The sequence below is a fragment of the Listeria booriae genome (assembly GCF_000766865.1).
Lineage (GTDB): Bacteria > Bacillota > Bacilli > Lactobacillales > Listeriaceae > Listeria_A > Listeria_A booriae.
This window is the reverse complement of record NZ_JNFA01000019.1, coordinates 328172-347134: the sequence shown is the minus strand read 5'-3', so window position 1 is coordinate 347134 and position 18963 is coordinate 328172. Positions and strand designations below refer to the sequence as shown.

The window sequence follows — 18963 nt, the reverse complement described above, 5'->3', positions numbered from 1 at the left end:
GTTCTAGGCTTTTCTTGCAAATTAGCAGAGAATCGCGTATTCTAGCAATATCAAGTAAATGAAAGGAAGTTTTATGATGAAGCAATTAATTCCGTATTTAACAACCGATCATTGTAAGGAAGCGGTGGACTATTATCACGCTATTTTTGGAGGGGAAATCAAGAATTTCCAGATGTCGGATGGTATTCCAGGTTTTGAGGAATATCCGAACAAGGTTTTGCATGCCGAAATCGTTGTGAACGAACAGATTACGCTGTACCTCAATGATATTTTCCAAACACCGGTAGCAGAAGGAAATAGCGTGATTCTAGGCTTAGAGTTCGATTCTGAAGCAGAAATTACGAAAGTCTACAAAGCGTTGGCAGAAGAAGGTTCGATTGAAATGGAGCTACAAGAAGCGTTTTGGGGCGCCGTACATGCCAAAGTAATAGATAAGTTTGACTTTAGTTGGGAACTTAATTGGGAGAAATGACAGATGACGCGAAACTAATTCTTACTGGTCGTGAGGACTCGATTGTTGTTGAGAATGCACACGGCCAGTATTTTCACTTAACCGGCAACCTCACCAAAGGCGGCTTCATCGCGAACCCAGACGCCATCCAATCATGGCACAAAAACACGGAAATCACGCCAATCTCTCAACTAGAGAAAGAACAAATCATGACGGCCATCATGCAACAAACCATCCACAGCCCATTCAAAATTCTTTTCGACGAAACATTTTTTCATGAAAAGTCTTGAAAAGGTTTGAAAACTCTGGTATGATAAATCTCGTGGTCAAATGAGTAGGTGATTTGACATCTACAGTCTAGCCATGGTACAATAACTTCTGGTTAATGAAATGACAAGAAAGAAGGAGCATCCCGCTTCTCGCCTCGTGAAATCTATTTTTGCAGGCAAAGAATTGGAATTATGGTTCACTTATGTGAATTTTCTGATGTGCGGGTTTGTAACGAAACCGGCGCTTTTTTCATGCGCTCGCACTTGTTATGAGTAATAAATTATGGAGGTGGCTCACCATTAGCAAAGACATGTTAGTAAATGATGGGATTCGTGCACGTGAACTTAGATTGATTGATCAAGACGGCGAACAGCTTGGTGTTAAAACCAAAGCAGAAGCGCTTGAAATTGCGGAGAAAGCCAATTTAGACGTTGTTCTAGTTGCCCCGACTGCGAAACCGCCAGTAGCCCGTATTATGGACTATGGTAAATTCCGCTTCGAGCAACAGAAGAAAGACAAAGAAGCTCGCAAAAATCAAAAAATCATCGTAATGAAAGAAGTTCGTTTAAGTCCAACGATTGACGAACACGATTTCGATACGAAACTACGTAATGCGCGCAAGTTCCTTGAGAAAGGCGATAAAGTAAAATGCTCTATCCGCTTTAAAGGACGTGCGATTACCCATAAAGAAATCGGTCAGAAGGTGCTTGACCGTTTTGCGAAAGAGTGCGAAGACCTTTGTACAATTGAGCAAAGACCAAAAATGGACGGACGCTCAATGTTCTTAGTCCTAGCGCCAATTCAAGAAAAGTAAAGTTCTAGAGGAGGAAATATTCATGCCAAAAATGAAAACTCACCGTGGCTCTGCTAAGCGTTTCAAAAGAACAGGTTCTGGTAAATTAAAACGTTCGCACGGTTACACAAGTCATATGTTCGCAAATAAATCTCAAAAACAAAAACGTAAACTACGTAAAAGTGCGTTAGTTTCAAAAGGTGACTTCAGACGTATTCGTCAAATGGTCGCTAAAATGAAATAAGCCAGTTTTAATTCGAAAAACTCACACAGAATCTATTTTTGTGAAAACCCATTAGGAGGTAATTTATATGCCACGCGTAAAAGGCGGAACAGTAACACGCAAACGTCGTAAAAAGATAATTAAATTAGCGAAGGGCTATTATGGCTCGAAGCACACACTATATAAAGTAGCAAACCAAGCGGTAATGAAATCTTACCAATATGCTTACCGTGATCGTCGTCAAAAGAAACGTGATTTCCGTAAATTATGGATTGCACGTATCAATGCGGCAGCTCGTATGAACGATCTTTCTTACAGCAAATTCATGCACGGTTTGAAACTTGCTGGTATCGACATGAACCGCAAAATGCTTGCTGACTTAGCAGTACATGACGAAGCAGCATTCTCTCAAATCGCAACACAAGCTAAAGACGCTTTAGCGAAATAAGATATTAACAGACAACGAACGAGGAACTATTTCTCAATCGTTGTCTGTTTTTGCGTTGTCCGTGATTTTGTCGTATACTTGTAGATGGAAATTGAAGAATTAGGGAGGAATAACGAATGGATAAACAGTTACAAATGCTCAAAGAACTAACTGACGCTAAAGGGATTTCAGGAAACGAACGCGCGGTCCGTGAGGTTTTCAAACAATACATAGAGCCACTAGCAGATACATTTGAAACAGATGGCTTAGGCAGTGCTATCGCAACGAAAACAGGAGACGCCAACGGTCCTAAAGTAATGATCGCAGGCCATTTAGACGAAGTTGGTTTTATGGTAACGCAAATCGATGAGAACGGTTTTATTAAATTCCAAACCATCGGCGGCTGGGTTAGCTCCGTTATGTTAGCACAGCGCGTGACAATCGTTACACGTTCTGGCGAGGAAATCACAGGTGTTATCGGTTCTAAACCACCACATTTAATGACAGCAGCAGAACGTCAAAAAGCATTTGATATTAAAGATATGTTCATCGATGTCGGTGCAGCAAACAAAGAAGAAGTCGTAAGCTGGGGCATTAAACCAGGCGACATGATCGTGCCAGCATTTGAATTCACTGTTATGAAAAACGAGAAATACCTATTAGCAAAAGCTTGGGATAACCGCATTGGTTTGGCGATTGCGATCGAAGTTTTACGCAATTTAAAAGTCGAAAACCACCCAAATATCGTGTACGGCGTTGGAACAGTGCAAGAAGAAGTAGGCTTGCGCGGTGCGAAAACATCGGCTCATCAAATCATGCCTGACATCGCATTCGGCGTCGACGTAGGAATCGCAGGAGACACACCAGGCGTAACAGCAAAAGAAGCAGTCAGCAAAATGGGAGAAGGCCCGCAAATCATTATTTATGACGCGTCTATGATTAGCCATGCCCCGTTGCGTAATTTTGTAACGGACGTTGCAGATGAATTAGAAATCCCGTATCAATTCGAAGCGATTGCTGCAGGTGGGACAGATTCAGGGGCCATCCACTTAACAGGAAACGGTATTCCGTCGCTATCCATCACTATCGCAACACGCTACATTCATTCCCATACATCGATGCTTCACCGCGATGATTTTACCAATGCTGTAAAATTAATTACCGAAGTTGTCAAACGTTTAGATGCCGATAAAGTAAGCGAAATCCGTCTCGGCTAATCACATAATTGTTTTAACTAACAAGGAGGGTCGCCAGCATTGAAATCCGTATTTATTCTTGGTGGAACCGGTCTAATCGGTTATGCCGCGACAAAAGCATTTTTAGACACAGAGGAGTATCGGGTAACGACATTATCGCTTCCTCCCGTACCAGAAGAGGGCGTGCTAGACCCGCGCGCAAAACATCATTTTGGCAATATGAACGACATGTCAGATGCAGAAATCGTAAAATTGTTAAAAGGGCAGGATATCTTTGTTTTTGCAGGTGGCGTTAATTCGCACTTTATTCCTAATAAGCCGGCGAAAGAGTTCTTCTTTCAGGCAAATGTGGAGCCCGTGCAACACTTAGCGCAACTTGCGAGACAGGCAGGAATGTCACGTTTTCTATTATGCACATCGTTTTATAATTATTTTCATGCGTCTTGGCCAGAACTGCAATTGACAGAGATGCACCCGTATATTTATGCGAGTGTCGAACAAGAAATGCGCTTGCTTGCAGAGAACGGGAATGGCTTAACAACCGTTGCTCTGCGCTTGCCTTATGTGGTCGGTGTGGTTCCAAACAAAGTATCCGCTTGGAAAAACTACGCAGAGCGCTTACATCGTTCGGAATTTCCGCTATATGTCGATCATCATAACAAAGCGACTGGTGGCTCATGTTACATGACCGCAAAACAAGTAGCCGAAGCCTTGGTCGGAGCCGCAAATGATGCCATCCCATCAAAAAGCTTCACATTAGGCTGGCGCAACATGTCCAACGAAGCCTTCCTAATCCAAGCAAGGCGCGTTTTGGCAACAGATATTGAAATCAAAACACTATCTAAAAAAGAAATGCAAACATTGGCCCGCAAAGAAGCGTATTTAAATGAACTGCAAGGCAAAGAGGCCGGGCTTGAGCCAATTGCCTACACCGAACTACTAACAAGGGCTCTCTATGTCCATCCGATTGAAGCCTTGGATGCGCTAGATTACCACGCAGATAATGTCGAACTAGCAATACAAGAAGTTTTTCAAAGCCTATAATAAGCAAAAAGATGATGCCCCATTTCGCGGACATCATCTTTTTTTCTATAAAATTCCGAGTTGCTGTAAAAATACGAAGAAAATCGCGATTGGGCAAACATATTTCAGCACGAGCAACCACGCGGCGAATAGTCGGAAACCAAAGGCTCCATCTGATGTTATCTCATCCCATAACACTTGGCGCGGCATTCGGAAGCCAACGAAAATCGCGATTAAAAAGGCACCAATTGGCAGTAAAATATTTGACGCGACATAATCAGCAATGCCAAACAAATCTTTACCAAAAAGCGTCACATCTGCTAAAACTCCAGTGCTAAGCGAAGTTGGCACAGCCATTGCCGTTACAATGATAACAACGATGAATAGCACTCGTTTTCGCAATTCCGGTCGATTCTCAACAAACGCCGTCACAGGAACTTCAAACAACGAAAAACTCGAAGTCAGCGCGGCAAACAAGAATAACACTAAAAATAAGAGTAAAAACACAATTCCAAACGGTACCTGATTAAAAATCGCCGGCAAAACAACAAACAGTAAACCAGGACCAGCTTGTGGTTCAATCCCGAAAGAAAAGGCCGCTGGAAAAATCGCCAATCCTGCAAATAACGAAATCAATAAATTCATCAACGCAATGGTGAGCGCGCTACTTGGCAAGAAAACATCCCGTTTCAAATAGGATGCGTATGTAATCATGCCACCAACTCCGACCGCTAGCGAAAAGAAACTCTGTCCCAACGCTTGCAAAATCGCATCCGCAGATAAATCCGCAAATTTAGGCTCTAAAAAATAAACAACCCCATCCATCGCATTCGGCAACGTCAACGAATACACAATCAAAATCAATAAGAACAAAAACAAGACCGGCATCATCCACCGATTCGCCCGTTCAATCCCAGCAGTAATCCCATTCGACAACACAAACCAGTTAATCGCAATAAAAATTACCGTCGCCACAATCACTTGCAAAGGATCGTTCGACGTCTCCCCAAACAAAGCTGCCAACCCGTCCACAGAAAGACCACTAAGCGCACCCGTCACGGCTTTCCAAATATAAAGCAACGCCCAGCCACCAACCACACAATAAAATGCGAGAATAAAGAAACACGTCACGACGCCAATACGCCCAGTCCAACTCCATTTCGTATTCGGCGCCAATTTTTGATACGCCAGAATCGTCCCGCTCTGCGTCCGCCGCCCAATCACAAATTCCCCAAGCAACACTGGTAGTCCAATAAAAATCGTAAAGATTGCAAAAATTAAAAAGAAAGCACCGCCACCAGCATTCGCCGTCACATAAGGCATTTTCCACAAAGCACCAAGTCCGATTGCCGACCCCGCCGCCGATAAAATAAAGCCAAGTTTTGAAGTCCATTGTTCCCGATTTGTCTGCATATTATTTCTTTCTCCCCTTTAACACGTTTCATCTTTAAAGTATTATACCAGTTTTTCCTACACCACCACAACCACAATTCCAAAAAAGATGCTATTTAAATACGATGACTATGCTATAATGAGAAGGAATGGGAGTGTGGTAATCGTGGAAATGATCAAATCAACAAAAAACGAACGCGTAAAAAATTGGCGCAAACTACAAACAAAAAAAGGGCGTCAACAAGCGTTTTCATATTTAGTAGAAGGATTTCACTTAGTAGAAGAAGCGCTACGTCAAGATGGCCTCGTAACAGAGCTCATCGTAGCACCAAACGTCAAAATTCCTGAAAACTGGAATACAGCGAACATCCCGATGTTTGAAGTTAACAAAGAAGTCGCAACAAGCATTAGCGAAACAAAAACGGACCAAGGTATTTTCGCGGTAGTCCAAATGGAAGACCCCGAGATTATGATGTTGTTCGGCAAGAAATTTCTCCTTCTAGATGGCGTACAAGATCCAGGAAATGTCGGAACCTTAATTCGGACTGCAGATGCTGCTGGATACGACGCGGTTATTCTTGGTCACGGAAGTGCAGACTTGTATAATCCAAAAGTGATTCGCTCCACACAAGGAAGCCATTTTCATATCCCAGTTTTACAGGCGAATTTATTGCACTGGATTGAACGCCTAGAAGAAGAGGGCGTGCCAATTTATGGTGCTGTGTTAGATAAAGAAGCAACGAAGCTACAAGATGTGGAGCCGCGAGAATCATTGGCCCTCATGGTGGGCAACGAAGGCAACGGCATACGCGAAGAGCTACAAACACGAATCGCGCACAAAGTTTATATTCCAATTTACGGTTCAAGCGAGTCACTAAACGTTGCGGTAGCAGCTGGAATTTTAATGTACGGCTTGAGAAAATAAAATACAGCACAAACTAGAATCTTGATTCCTAGCTTGTGCTGTTTTGTCAGTTAATCGGGTAATTTCACTTCTTCAATTAATACAGGTTTTAATGCTGATTTCACGCCGCCGATGAAGCTTTTTGCACCCCAGTCGAGCTTATTTAGCAATGTGTTACTAGAACCGTCAATAGAAATCATCGTGACTTCTGTGACATGGTTGAAATCGTGCACAACGATAAATAAAGCAGCAGGATTACTTGCGTGAAAATTAGCTCGCTCATACGTTAACATACCTTGTGAAAAATCTCCGAATTGGCGTAGCTCTTCGAAGACAAGTTCGTTGGAAGACTGGGAGAATTTGATTAAGTCCATCGTTTCGGCAACATTACCTTGTACGACATATCTTGATTGTGCCATGAATATCCCTCCAATACACTTTTTTGGATGGCTGTTTTTGTTACTTTTATTTTACGCCAGATGGGAGTAATTTTCAATATTATTCCTCGCTTATTAATTGTAAGTCACGGAAGTTAAATTAGTTACTTTCTAGCTCGGAATGTGGTACAATGTAAGCAGAGGTGAGAACTATGAAAGAAGAAACGCATACTATGTGTCCGAAGTTTGAGAATGCTTTCTCGCTTTTAGGAAAGCGTTGGACAGGTCTAATTATTAACGTATTACTGGATGGGCCGAAACGCTTTAAAGAAATCGCAGGTGAGATTACCCAAATGAGTGATCGTGTCCTAGCTGAACGTTTGAAAGAGCTAGAAGAATCCGGAATTGTCGTACGCGAGGTATATCCCGAAACACCCGTGCGGATTGAATATGTTTTAACTGAGAAAGGGAAAGGCCTTGAGAAAGTGATGCTACAAGTACAAGACTGGGCCGAAACTTGGATCGAGTTAGAACCGGAAACAGTAAATTAACTTGAAATGTCACTAGAAACATACTATAATGAAATGCAAGCAACCAAATATGGATAAAGACGTTGAAGGAGACAAGTAACGTTACCAAGTCATTGTTAGGGAGAGGTTACCTTAGACTGCAAGTAACCTTAGTGATACGTAATGCGAACATTTCAGCTCTGGAGTCGCTGTCGGGATTTTGTATAATGAAAGACAGATCGGTGTGAAGCCGTTATTGGAATGAAGTGGATAGCTTATTTAGCTGTCTATTAGGGTGGTACCGCGTGATTATAACCTCGTCCCTTTGTGGATGGGGTTTTTTATTTTGGCTAAAAAGAAGGAGTGAAGTAGTGTGTTAGATCAATTAGAACAACTGAAACAAGAAGCTGTGGCACAAATTACAGCAGCTACAGACTTAGGAACATTAAATGACCTACGCGTAAAATATTTAGGTAAAAAAGGTCCAATGACAGAAATCATGAAACAAATGGGCAAACTATCCGCAGAAGAACGTCCAAAAGTTGGCGCAGTGGCAAATGAAGTACGCGAACAACTAACGAATGCTATTCAAGAAAAACAAGACGGGCTTCAAGCCGAAGAAATCAAAAAACAATTAGCTGGCGAAACGATTGATGTCACACTACCAGGAACTTTGGTGCGCGAGGGCACAGCGCATTTGTTGACGCAAGTTGTGGAAGAAATTGAAGATTTGTTCATCGGTATGGGCTACACGATTGCAGAAGGTCCAGAAGTAGAAAAAGATTATTATAATTTCGAAGCACTCAATTTGCCAAAAGATCACCCAGCACGCGATATGCAGGACAGTTTCTATATTACAGAAAACACATTACTACGCACGCAAACATCGCCAGTACAAGCACGCGTTATGGAACAACATGATTTTGCCAATGGCCCGATTAAAATTATTTGTCCAGGTAAAGTGTACCGTCGGGATAACGATGACGCGACACATTCCCATCAGTTCACGCAAATCGAGGGGCTTGTTGTTGACGAAAACATCACGCTTGCCGATTTAAAAGGAACATTAACCGTTCTTGCGAAGAAAATGTTTGGCGAAGAGCGCGAAGTAAGATTGCGTCCAAGTTTCTTCCCATTCACCGAACCTTCTGTTGAGATGGATATTTCTTGTTTTAAATGCGGCGGAGAAGGTTGTCGCGTTTGTAAAGGAACAGGTTGGATTGAAATTCTTGGTTCTGGTATGGTTCACCCAAACGTATTAGAAATGTCAGGCATTGATTCGAAAAAATATAGCGGCTTTGCGTTTGGTATGGGACCTGAGCGGGTTGCCATGTTGAAATATGCGGTGGACGATATTCGCCATCTATACACGAATGATTTACGTTTTACAAAACAATTTTCGGTGAAAGAATAAGGAGGCGACAGATCGATGTTAGTATCATATCAGTGGGTCAAAGAATATTTCCCAAACTTAGCGGTTTCAGCAGAAGAGCTAGGAGAACGCATTACACGCGGTGGGATTGAAATAGAAGGTGTTGAACATTTAGACGCAGAACTATCAGGCATCGTTGTCGGCGAAGTGTTAACATGCGAAAAACATCCGAATGCAGATACATTAAATAAATGCACAGTGGGTGTCGGTGAAGCAGAACCAGTACAAATAATCTGTGGCGCGCCTAACGTTGCAGCTGGCCAAAAAGTAGTCGTAGCACGAGTTGGTGCCAAACTTCCAGGCGGTATTAAAATTAAACGTGCAAAATTACGCGGTGAAGTATCAGAAGGTATGATTTGCTCTTTGCAAGAACTAGGCTTTGAAGGAAAAACAATTCCTAAAGCAGTTGCCGACGGAATCTTCGTATTACCAGAAGAAGTTGTCGTTGGTTCTGATGCTAGTGAATTGCTAGGCTTAGACGACGCGATTCTAGATATGGCGATTACCCCAAACCGCGCAGATGCGCTAAGCATGATTGGTGTAGCCTATGAAGTTGGCGCGATTGTTGATCAAAAACCTGAATTAAAAGCTATCCCAGCTCCTGAAACACAAGGCGATGTGACTGATTATGTGGCAGTTCGTGTACAAGATACAGACACAACACCATTTTACGGTATGCAAGTAATCAAGGATGTTACGATTGGAACATCACCATTATGGCTACAAACCAAGTTGATGAAAGCTGGTATTCGTCCGCATAACAACGTGGTAGACATTACGAATTATATTTGTTTGAAATATGGACAACCGCTCCATGCATTCGACTATGCACGCATTGGTAGCAAAGAAATCGTTGTTCGTTTAGCTACGGATGGCGAAGAAATTGTGACATTAGATGGCGAAACACGCAAACTAAGCGCCGGTCATACGATAATCACAAACGGATCAGCACCAATTGCTATTGCAGGTGTGATGGGCGGCGAATCTTCCGAAGTTATCGAAACAACAACGACGGTTGCGCTTGAAGGTGCCATTTTTGCAAGCAGTTACGTTGGGAAAGCATCACGTGAGCTTAATTTGAGAACCGAAGCAAGCATTCGCTACGATAAAGGAAGCGATGCATGGAAAGTAGAACAAGCGTTGCAACACGGCGCAGCACTTATCGCCGAACTAACTGGCGGAACCTTAGTCGGTGGCGTAGCAAGTGTTGATAACCGCGAAAAAGTAGCCAACAAAATTGAAACCACATTAACACGCATCAATCGTGTTTTAGGAACGGAAATAAGCGATGCTGAAATCGTATCTATTTTTGCTAAATTGCAATTTGATTTAGAAGTAAGTGGCGATGAATTAGCAATAACTGTACCGTCCCGTCGTTGGGATATCACGATTGAAGCAGATATTTTTGAAGAAGTCGCGCGTATTTATGGCTATGATAAAATCCCGTCTACATTGCCAATCAGTATTTCGGCAGGTCATTTAACAACAGAACAAGCAGCGCGTAGAACAATCCGCAGATACCTAGAAGGTGCGGGGCTAAACCAAGCATTGACGTACTCATTAACAAGTAAAGAAGCCGCAACACAACTAGCTCTATCGACAGAAACAGCGGTAGCATTGTCCATGCCGATGAGTGAAGAACATAGCCACCTGCGCACAAGCATTGTCCCACAACTTCTAAAAGCAGCGAGCTATAATGTAGCAAGAAATAACAATAGCGTAGCGCTTTACGAACTAGGCACTGTATTTTACGCAACAGAAGGCGATAATTTACCACGTGAAACAGAGCATTTAGCAGGTCTTATCACTGGTAATTGGCAAGAAAATGACTGGCAAAAACAAGTGAAAAAAGTCGACTTTTTCGTGTTAAAAGGTATCATTGAAGGCGTAGTAACTAAACTTGGCTTGACAGACCAACTAGAATGGAAGCAAGCTGAAAAACAAGACTTACACCCAGGAAGAACTGCTTCCATCTGGCTCGCGGATAAAGAAATTGGTTACGTAGCCCAAGTTCATCCATCACTTGCTGCAGAACTAGATTTAAAAGAAACATACGTCTTTGAACTAAGCGCAGCAGAGCTATTAGCAGCACCGAAAACGGCTGTCACATACCATACAATCCCAAGATACCCAGCTATGACACGTGATATCGCATTATTAGTGAACAAAGAAGTTAGCCAAGCTGCATTAGAAAATGAAATTAAGTCCCAAGCAGGCAAGCTCCTTCATAACATTCAATTATTCGATATTTTCGAAGGCGAGAAATTGGGTGCAGACAAGAAATCAATGGCCTACACATTAACATTCCTTGATCCAGAGCGTACACTCACAGATGAAGAAGTGACAAAAGCAAACCAAGCTATCGTATCGGCATTAGAATCTAAATTTGATGCAGTGATTCGTTAATACGTGTTCCAAAACTGTTCTTTTCGCGTTAGAAAAGAGCAGTTTTTTTGCGCTACCATGAAAAATAAGGTATATTAAATAAATAGTTTAGGGGGTGAACTTGTTTTGGAAAGCAAGAAAGTTAAGCAACTCATAAAAAGCTACGAAGAAACCTACATATTTGCAACACGACAGCTTCATGACGCGATTGCCGAACAAATTCTAGGCAAGCAAGGTATCTCTTTTGAACAATTTCTAGTGTTGCGTTATTTAGCGGAACATGGAGCCTGCAGTCCAAATCATTTAGCAACAGTACTAAGTGTCCATAAAAGCGCCATTTCCTCCAAAATAAATCGGTTACTAGAAAAAAATCTTATTCACCGTGAAAAAAACCATAAAGATCAGCGCGTTTTTGTGTTAACAGTTACAGAAAATGGGGAAAAGGTATATCAGGCGTGTGAGCAAAAACTAGAAAATCTCGTATCCAATTGGCTAGAAATTCTAGGCGAAGAAGATAGCGAACAATTTTTAACACTGTATAAAAAGATATCTGAGTCAGTCATCCAAAAAACAAAGGGGGAGTAAAAAATGAAATGGATTGTAAAATTTAGATGGACAATTGTCGCAGCATGGCTAGTAGTCATGGCTGTCCTTCTCTTTACAGCACCAAATATGGCTGATTTAGTCCGTGAAAAAGGAGAAATTAAGCTTCCTGATGGCTATCCATCTTCACTGGCTACCGAAATGGAGAAAAAACACAACCCAGACAAACAGGGGCAAGCTTATATCGCCGTTTACACATCCGATAAAAAATTAACGAATACAGACTTAAGCAATATCGAAGACTCACTATCTTCCATTGAAAAAAATAAGAAATCCCTACACATTACCAGTGTCGTTGATAGTTTTAACCAACCAGAATTAAAAGACAAATTCCTATCCAAAGACGGCAAAACAATGGTGGCAACACTAAATGTTGTGGCAGGTGAAACTCCAGTAAAAGAAATTCGTAATGACATCGATAAAAAAATGGATATTAAAGGTGTGGACACATATTTAACCGGAAATGCTTTAATTCAAGAAGATGTCGTACAAAGCTCTGAAGATGGTGTACATAAAACAGAAGGTATCACAATCGTCTTTATTTTAGTCGTATTAGTGCTTGTATTCCGTTCTGCTGTAGCACCATTTATTCCACTGTTAACAGTTGGTATAAGTTACTTAACCAGCCAAGCAGTAGTATCGTTTCTCGTCGACAAGTGGGATTTCCCAGTCTCGACATACACACAGATATTTATGGTATGTATCCTATTCGGAATAGGCACGGACTACTGTATTTTGCTGATGAGTCGTTTTAAAGAAGAAGTAGGCAGTGGCTTATCTGGAAAAGAAGCCGTATTTGCAACCTATCGCACAGCAGGAAAAACAGTCATTTACAGTGGTATTGCAGTGTTGGTTGCCTTCGCCTCTTTAAGCTTTGTGCAATTCGAACTTTATCGCTCTGCAGTAGCCGTTGCCGTCGGAATTGTTGTACTTCTAGTGGCTCTTTTCACTATTGTTCCGTTTTTCATGGCAACTCTAGGAACCAAGCTATTCTGGCCACTCAACAAAAATGTTTCCCATAAAGAAAATAAACTATGGGGTGCCGCCGGTAAATTCACTTTCGCAAGACCGTTTTTAGCATTGTTAATTGTTGCGGCTATTACAGTTCCACCGATTATCCTATATACAGGAAATTTATCGTTTAACTCACTAGACGAAATAAGCGATAAATACCCATCTAAGAAGGGTTTTGACGTAGTTTCAGACAGTTTTGGAGCTGGTCAAGTTGCACCAACAACTGTTTATTTAGAAAACGATGACCCGATGAAAACAAGCGAATATTTGGCGTTGCTAGAAGAAGTGTCGACAGATCTTTCACATGTAAAAGGCGTCGATATGGTGTTAAGCGCTACAAGGCCTACAGGTAAGCGACTTGACGATATCTATGTCAAGGATCAGAGCAAAAAAGTAGGTGACGGGCTAGATGAAGCCGGGAATGGCATTGGTACTATCCAAAAAGGACTGTCCGAAGCCAGCACCGAAATGGCGAAATCCGAACCACAATTAAATGAAGCAGTGAAAAGCGTCGGCGAACTTCAATCGGGAACGACTGCAACAAAAGAAGGTGTAGACCAACTACAAGCCGCATTAACGCAAATCTCAACCGGAATCAAGGCGGGTGCATCTGGCGCAGGAGATTTAGAACAGGGTGTTAAAACAGCACGTGAACAACTGACAACCTTGCAAAACGGACAGAAACAAATCCAATCTGGTTACGAACAAGTCGGCACAGCACTTCAAAAAGTAGCTGATCAAACCGCCCAGTTCAAAAACCCAGCCAAACCAGCCATAGATACTTCAGCATTAAATACGATGATTAGCGATATGGAAAATGCGATTAATACGTATAAATCCAATCATCCTGTAGACCCACAATTTACCGCAATCATCCGTAATTTTGAGAAACTAAAACAAGCAACAGGAGCGCTTCAACCACAAATAGAGGCACAAATCGAGCAAGAAATGGCCAAAGCTAAACAACAAATGACAGCTTTAAATCAAGGTATTCAAACACTAGCTTCTACAATGTCACAACTCAACGAAAAAAATGCACAAATAACACAAGGTTTGACTGCATTTAACAGCGGACTAGGTCAAATTGATACAGGGCTAACACAACTTGAAACAGGCCTAAATCAAGCAGCTACAGGACAAGACCAAGTAGTAACTAAGATGCCTGAAATATCCTCTGCATTAGCGCAATTAGCCGCAGGACAAGGCCAATTACAAAGCGGATTTTCAGCGATGACAGGTCAAATTGGCGAACTAACAAACGGCTTAAAACAAAGTGCTGATGGTTTAGGTCAAATTCAGTCAGGTATTACAGGGGCTAATGATTTTGTTAAGAATTGGTCCACTGTCCCATATGACGAATCAGGTATTTATGTTCCAGACCAATTAGTAAATAATGCAGATTATCAAAAAGTGTTAGATCAGTATATGTCATCGGATGGTAAATTGGCTACACTAAATCTTGTATTAACGAAGAATCCATATTCCGATGAAGCCATGGATGCGATTGATGGTATAAACGATCAGCTAAAATCAAGTTTACAAGGAACAAAATTGGAGAATGCGAATATCGGAATTGGCGGTATGACAAGTATTAACTATGATACTCGTGATATGTCAAGCGCTGATTATCACCTTGTACTCATGTTTGTACTTACAGGTGTGTTCATTGTCTTAGTAATCGTATTGCGCTCCCTAGTGATGCCGCTATACTTGATAGCTTCTCTAGTACTCACTTATTTCGCATCTATTGGGATTGCAGAGATTATTTTTGCTAGATTCCTTGGCTATGATGGATTAACTTGGGCGACACCGTTCTTTGGATTTGTTGTTCTGGTGGCGCTAGGAATCGACTACTCCATCTTCTTGATGACACGATTCAATGAGTACCACGGAATGCCAATTCGCGAACGGATGATATTAACGATGAAAAATATGGGTGGCGTTATTTTCTCAGCAGTTCTTATTTTAGGAGGAACTTTTGCAGCGATGATGCCGGCTGGGGTACTGTCACTACTAGAAATCGCCACGGTTGTACTCATCGGATTACTGCTTTACGCGTTTGTCGTCTTGCCGCTATTCGTTCCAGTCATGGTTCGGCTATTCGGTCAAGCCAATTGGTGGCCATTCATCACTCGCAAAAATGATCATCAAGAAAATGTAAAACCAAAACATCCACAAAAATAAAGACGATTGGGCGGTTTAACGACTGTCCAATTTTTTTAGTTGCAATTGTTTGACAGGGAAGATAATTTATTATAAAATACGAACATAAGTTCTGTCAAGAGGTGAATGGAAATGAAATATACTGATGTTCTATATGGAGAGCTTGAGATAGATGGTGTGCTTGAAAGATTATTCAAATCAGATGCAATGCAACGTTTAGCAGGAGTTCATCAAGCGGGAGCAGCCTATTTGGTTCAGAAGAATTGGACGGTTAATCGGCTAGAACATTCAGTTGGCGTCATGTTACTAGTTAAGAAGTTTGGTGCAAAGCTAGACGAACAAATTGCGGCATTGTTACATGATATATCACACACAAGTTTTTCGCATGTTGTTGATTATTTGATGCAAGATAAAGAAGAAGGATATCATGATAGTATTTTTCTAGAGACATTAGAAAAGAATGGGATAACCGCAATGGTTGATGTGGAGTCGCTAGGTTTAGATGATTTGACTCGATACACGTTGCTGGAGCAGCCTAGCCCTCTGTTGTGTGCGGATCGGATTGATTATTTTTTGAGAGATATGTTGGTTTATGGACACATAAGTCGCTGTGAAGTAGATGCTTTTTTAGAAGCGCTTTGCGTAGTCGATGGACGTTTTGTTATAACATCAGAAGAAATGGCGTTATGGTATATTCGGAACTATGAACGCTATGTTTCGTTCGTTTTACTAAAGCCAAAGAATGTGTACAGCGCTTGGAAAATGTCCGAAATACTACGCTATGCGATGCAAAAACACTATATAGAACTAGATTTGCTAAAACAAAGTACAGATAATAACATTATTGCGCATCTGCAAGGAATACACGATACACATTTACAAAGAGAACTCGCGACGCTACATCCAGATATAGCGGTTGAAATAAACAATCAAACATATGATTTTTATATGACAGGCAAAACACGTGTTGTTGACCCGTTGGTACTTACAGAACGGGGAGTTGTACCCATCTCTACAATAAATAAAGAAGCACAAGAAAGTATTCAATTTTTGGAAAAACAGTTTGAAATCGGTTCATTTATTCGCCAGATACATGTATAATTGTAGTATCGAGAATAAGTGGGGGCGACAACATGATTCAATTAGGAAATGATTGGGATACACTTTTACAAGATGAGTTTACCAAAGACTATTATTTGCAATTACGAGAATTTCTGAAAGTGGAATATGGCAATCAGAAAGTGTACCCAGATATGTATGATATTTTTAACGGTTTGAAATACACGGCGTATAAAGATGTAAAAGTAGTTATTTTAGGACAAGATCCGTATCATGGCGCAAATCAGGCACATGGGATGTCTTTTTCAGTGAAGAAAGGCATTCGGACGCCGCCTTCATTAGTGAATATATATAAAGAATTAGCAGATGATCTAGGTTTGCAAATACCGAACAATGGCTATTTATTACCGTGGGCTCAACAAGGTGTACTGTTATTAAACACGGTCTTGACAGTTCGGGAAGGGCAACCCAATTCCCATGCAAATAGGGGGTGGGAGCAGTTAACCGATACCATTATTTCGCTTATTGGGCAAAAGCCAGAACCCGTAGTTTTCTTGTTATGGGGAAATAATGCGAAATCGAAACAGAAACTACTACAAAACCCAAATCACTTAGTTCTGACTTCGGTACATCCAAGTCCATTGTCAGCAAATCGCGGATTCATGGGGTGCCGTCATTTTTCGACAAGCAATAAATATTTAGAAGATAATGGGGTTTCTCCGGTTTCTTGGCAAATCTCCAACGTGTGAGAGCGCAAAAAAGTCGAATCACTAGTGGGCATGATTCGACTCTCATATTAAGAACGGGTTAATTAGATGTATGCGATAATCGCTTAGCTTTATCTGTGTTTGCAAAATGCCATTTTACATATTGTTGAAGCGTCACAAGCCCTTTTGTATCGATAATGTTGGCTGCGATTTGGTCCACTTTAGAGCTTGCGCCTTTTGGAATAGATATGCCAAGTTCACGCTCCATTTCGTGGAAAGCTTCGACAAATCGTGAGCGAGCAATGATAGATGCAGCTGCAACAGAAAGATGAAGTCCTTCTGCTTTTGTAGCGAAAAAGACGTCTTCGCGAACAATGGAAGGTTCTTTTGCTAAATAGCGATAATATGTATTTTTCTCTGCAAATTGGTCAATCAGGATGGCATCTGGTTTAATCGGCTGTATTTTAGCAAGGACGTTTTCTAACGCACGATTATGGAGGATTGCTTTCATTTGCCCTTGATTCATCCCTTTGGCTTGAAGGACGTTATACTTGGGATTTGGCAGAAGTAAGAGGCTATGTGACACAACGGGAATAATTTTTTTCGCGATGTCACAAATTTCTGGGTCAGTCATCGCCTTCGAATCTTTGACGCCGAGTTGTTTGAGTAGAGGCATCATTGCTTGATCGACATAGCACGCTGCAACTATCATAGGTCCGAAATAATCGCCAGTGCCTACTTCATCGGAACCAACAACGTTTTTATTTGCGAAACCAACTGGAAGCACGGATGTTGATTTGGAACTGCTCGATTTTACTTTTGGTACTGTGGGGCTGCCCCATTTTGCGGCTTCCATTTCGCCTTTTGCGCCTTGGAACATCACTTTTCCAGATTTATAAGCCGTGATGGAAAGACCTGTTTTTTTTGCGGCAAAGATGGCACCGGGTGGTATTTTATCGGACATGCAAGATAAGTAGGCTTTCTGCATGGCATCGATTTGGCTTGGTGTAGCTTGAATTACGGTATTTGCGATTGGGATCATCTTCTTTCTCTAAAGTTTCATTGTTATTTTACCACAATTGGGTGCATTGTTTCATACTTAAGGCTGAAATCATTGCCGATTAGAACATTTGCGCTTTTCTTCGTTTGGAATTCATGATAAGATGAGGTACATGTAGGATATTGTGTTTAAATGAGGAGGAAGACAGATGGCAGATAATACTAGAAATAAGCTGACAACAACAATCTATGGTAGAGAATATATAATTGTTGGTGTCGAAACAATAGACCACCTTCGCCATGTTGCGCGTCTCGTGGATGAAAAAATGCATGAAATCGGTTCGCAAAATCGGTCTTTGGACAGTGGAAGATTAGCTGTTTTGACTGCTGTTAACGCCACACATGATTATCTGAAACTTGAGGAAAAATATCAAGAGCTGGAGAAAGAGCTGGCTCGGCTTAAAGGAAGAGAATAGATGATCTTAAATGTTATAATAATAATTTTTTTAGTTGGTGGATTCTTTAATGGTTATCGAAACGGTGTTTTACGGCAATTAATCATTACAATTGGTTATTTGTTGTCTTATTTTGTAGCGTATAAATATTATGAAATGTTGGCGCCGCATCTTACGTTTATTCCATATCCAGAATTGGATAAGGCGAATGATTTTTATGTGTTATTAGAATCGCTTCATACTGAGAATGCTTACTATAATAGTATTGCTTTTCTGATGATTTTCATCGTGGCAACTATTATTGTACACATGATTGCTTCGCTGTTTAAAGGTGTGACGAAAGTGCCGGTTTTACGTCAAGTGAATGGCTTGATTGGAGCCCTTTTAGGTGTGTTAACGACGTATTTACTGATTTTCTTAGTTTTATATGTTGGGGCAATTTTCCCAGCAGAGTGGGCACAGAACGCGATTACTGGTTCGTCTGTAGCGGAATGGATATTGAAGAATACGCCGTGGCTATCGGAATCGTTTTATAAATGGATGACTAGCATGTTACCATAGAATTTTTAGATGTCAGCGAA

The 18963-nt window shown here is 41.3% G+C and carries 20 protein-coding genes and 2 other annotated features; of the genes, 17 read left to right on the top strand and 3 right to left on the bottom strand.

Going from position 1 to position 18963, the window contains the following annotated elements:
* Positions 1–73: 73 nt before the first annotated feature.
* The 7 genes from EP57_RS07615 (at position 74) to EP57_RS07585 (ending at position 4404) form a co-directional block, all read left to right on the top strand.
* Positions 74–472, top strand: coding sequence for a VOC family protein (locus EP57_RS07615; protein ID WP_036085600.1), 399 nt, complete (start codon positions 74–76; stop codon positions 470–472).
* Entirely contained in the window at positions 460–741 is a 282-nt protein-coding gene (locus EP57_RS07610; RefSeq protein ID WP_143812832.1) for a hypothetical protein, read from the top strand. Before EP57_RS07615 ends, EP57_RS07610 begins: the two co-directional genes overlap by 13 nt.
* Positions 742–844: 103 nt before the next feature.
* Positions 845–977 (top strand) — a sequence feature (ribosomal protein L20 leader region).
* 42 nt (positions 978–1019) lie between these two features.
* Positions 1020–1535: a translation initiation factor IF-3 gene (gene infC, locus EP57_RS07605; protein ID WP_103035007.1), complete on the top strand. Its 516-nt coding sequence runs from the start codon at positions 1020–1022 to the stop codon at positions 1533–1535.
* 22 nt (positions 1536–1557) lie between these two features.
* Positions 1558–1758 (top strand): 50S ribosomal protein L35, encoded by a 201-nt coding sequence (gene rpmI / locus EP57_RS07600; protein ID WP_036072786.1) that lies wholly within the window; start codon positions 1558–1560, stop codon positions 1756–1758.
* 67 nt (positions 1759–1825) lie between these two features.
* A complete protein-coding gene (rplT, locus tag EP57_RS07595; protein ID WP_036085597.1) occupies positions 1826–2185 on the top strand; it encodes a 50S ribosomal protein L20 in 360 nt (119 codons plus the stop codon).
* Between the two features lie 116 nt (positions 2186–2301).
* Positions 2302–3381 (top strand): M42 family metallopeptidase, encoded by a 1080-nt coding sequence (locus tag EP57_RS07590; RefSeq protein WP_036085596.1) that lies wholly within the window; start codon positions 2302–2304, stop codon positions 3379–3381.
* A gap of 39 nt (positions 3382–3420) precedes the next feature.
* The gene (locus tag EP57_RS07585) at positions 3421–4404 is read left to right on the top strand and encodes an NAD-dependent epimerase/dehydratase family protein (RefSeq protein ID WP_036085595.1); all 984 of its coding nucleotides are present in this window, start codon (positions 3421–3423) and stop codon (positions 4402–4404) included.
* Between the two features lie 45 nt (positions 4405–4449).
* Here EP57_RS07585 and EP57_RS07580 read toward each other — a convergent pair whose 3' ends face one another.
* On the bottom strand, positions 4450–5796 hold the full coding sequence (locus tag EP57_RS07580) for a sodium-dependent transporter (RefSeq protein WP_036085593.1): 1347 nt from the start codon (positions 5794–5796) through the stop codon (positions 4450–4452).
* A 145-nt stretch (positions 5797–5941) separates the two neighbouring features.
* Between EP57_RS07580 and EP57_RS07575 the strand changes: the two genes are divergently transcribed.
* Complete coding sequence (locus EP57_RS07575; RefSeq protein WP_036085693.1) at positions 5942–6700, top strand: TrmH family RNA methyltransferase; 759 nt, start codon at positions 5942–5944, stop codon at positions 6698–6700.
* Between the two features lie 50 nt (positions 6701–6750).
* Here EP57_RS07575 and EP57_RS07570 read toward each other — a convergent pair whose 3' ends face one another.
* Positions 6751–7098 carry a DUF6054 family protein gene (locus EP57_RS07570; RefSeq protein WP_036085591.1) on the bottom strand — a complete coding sequence of 116 codons (348 nt, stop codon included), beginning with the start codon at positions 7096–7098 and terminating at the stop codon, positions 6751–6753.
* 170 nt (positions 7099–7268) lie between these two features.
* On the opposite strand from EP57_RS07570, the gene EP57_RS07565 reads away from it, so the two are divergent.
* From EP57_RS07565 to EP57_RS07535, 7 genes are all read left to right on the top strand, one after another.
* Entirely contained in the window at positions 7269–7607 is a 339-nt protein-coding gene (locus tag EP57_RS07565; protein ID WP_036085590.1) for a winged helix-turn-helix transcriptional regulator, read from the top strand.
* Between the two features lie 53 nt (positions 7608–7660).
* Positions 7661–7893, top strand: a binding site (T-box leader).
* Positions 7894–7938: 45 nt separating this feature from the next.
* On the top strand, positions 7939–8979 hold the full coding sequence (gene pheS / locus EP57_RS07560) for a phenylalanine--tRNA ligase subunit alpha (RefSeq protein ID WP_036085589.1): 1041 nt from the start codon (positions 7939–7941) through the stop codon (positions 8977–8979).
* A gap of 15 nt (positions 8980–8994) precedes the next feature.
* Positions 8995–11403, top strand: coding sequence for a phenylalanine--tRNA ligase subunit beta (pheT, locus tag EP57_RS07555; protein ID WP_036085588.1), 2409 nt, complete (start codon positions 8995–8997; stop codon positions 11401–11403).
* 105 nt (positions 11404–11508) lie between these two features.
* Complete coding sequence (locus EP57_RS07550; protein ID WP_036085587.1) at positions 11509–11967, top strand: MarR family winged helix-turn-helix transcriptional regulator; 459 nt, start codon at positions 11509–11511, stop codon at positions 11965–11967.
* Positions 11968–11970: 3 nt separating this feature from the next.
* A complete protein-coding gene (locus tag EP57_RS07545) occupies positions 11971–15183 on the top strand; it encodes an MMPL family transporter (RefSeq protein ID WP_036085586.1) in 3213 nt (1070 codons plus the stop codon).
* 111 nt (positions 15184–15294) lie between these two features.
* Positions 15295–16263, top strand: a complete 969-nt coding sequence (locus tag EP57_RS07540) for an HD domain-containing protein (protein ID WP_036085585.1) — start codon at positions 15295–15297, stop codon at positions 16261–16263.
* A 32-nt stretch (positions 16264–16295) separates the two neighbouring features.
* On the top strand, positions 16296–16970 hold the full coding sequence (locus tag EP57_RS07535) for a uracil-DNA glycosylase (protein WP_036085584.1): 675 nt from the start codon (positions 16296–16298) through the stop codon (positions 16968–16970).
* A 58-nt stretch (positions 16971–17028) separates the two neighbouring features.
* On the opposite strand, the gene rnhC is transcribed toward EP57_RS07535, so the two are convergent.
* Positions 17029–17961, bottom strand: a complete 933-nt coding sequence (gene rnhC, locus EP57_RS07530) for a ribonuclease HIII (RefSeq protein WP_143812839.1) — start codon at positions 17959–17961, stop codon at positions 17029–17031.
* Between the two features lie 175 nt (positions 17962–18136).
* On the opposite strand from rnhC, the gene zapA reads away from it, so the two are divergent.
* Positions 18137–18403 (top strand): cell division protein ZapA, encoded by a 267-nt coding sequence (zapA, locus tag EP57_RS07525; protein WP_036085583.1) that lies wholly within the window; start codon positions 18137–18139, stop codon positions 18401–18403.
* Positions 18404–18943, top strand: coding sequence for a CvpA family protein (locus EP57_RS07520; RefSeq protein WP_036085582.1), 540 nt, complete (start codon positions 18404–18406; stop codon positions 18941–18943).
* The last annotated feature ends 20 nt before the right edge of the window (positions 18944–18963 follow it).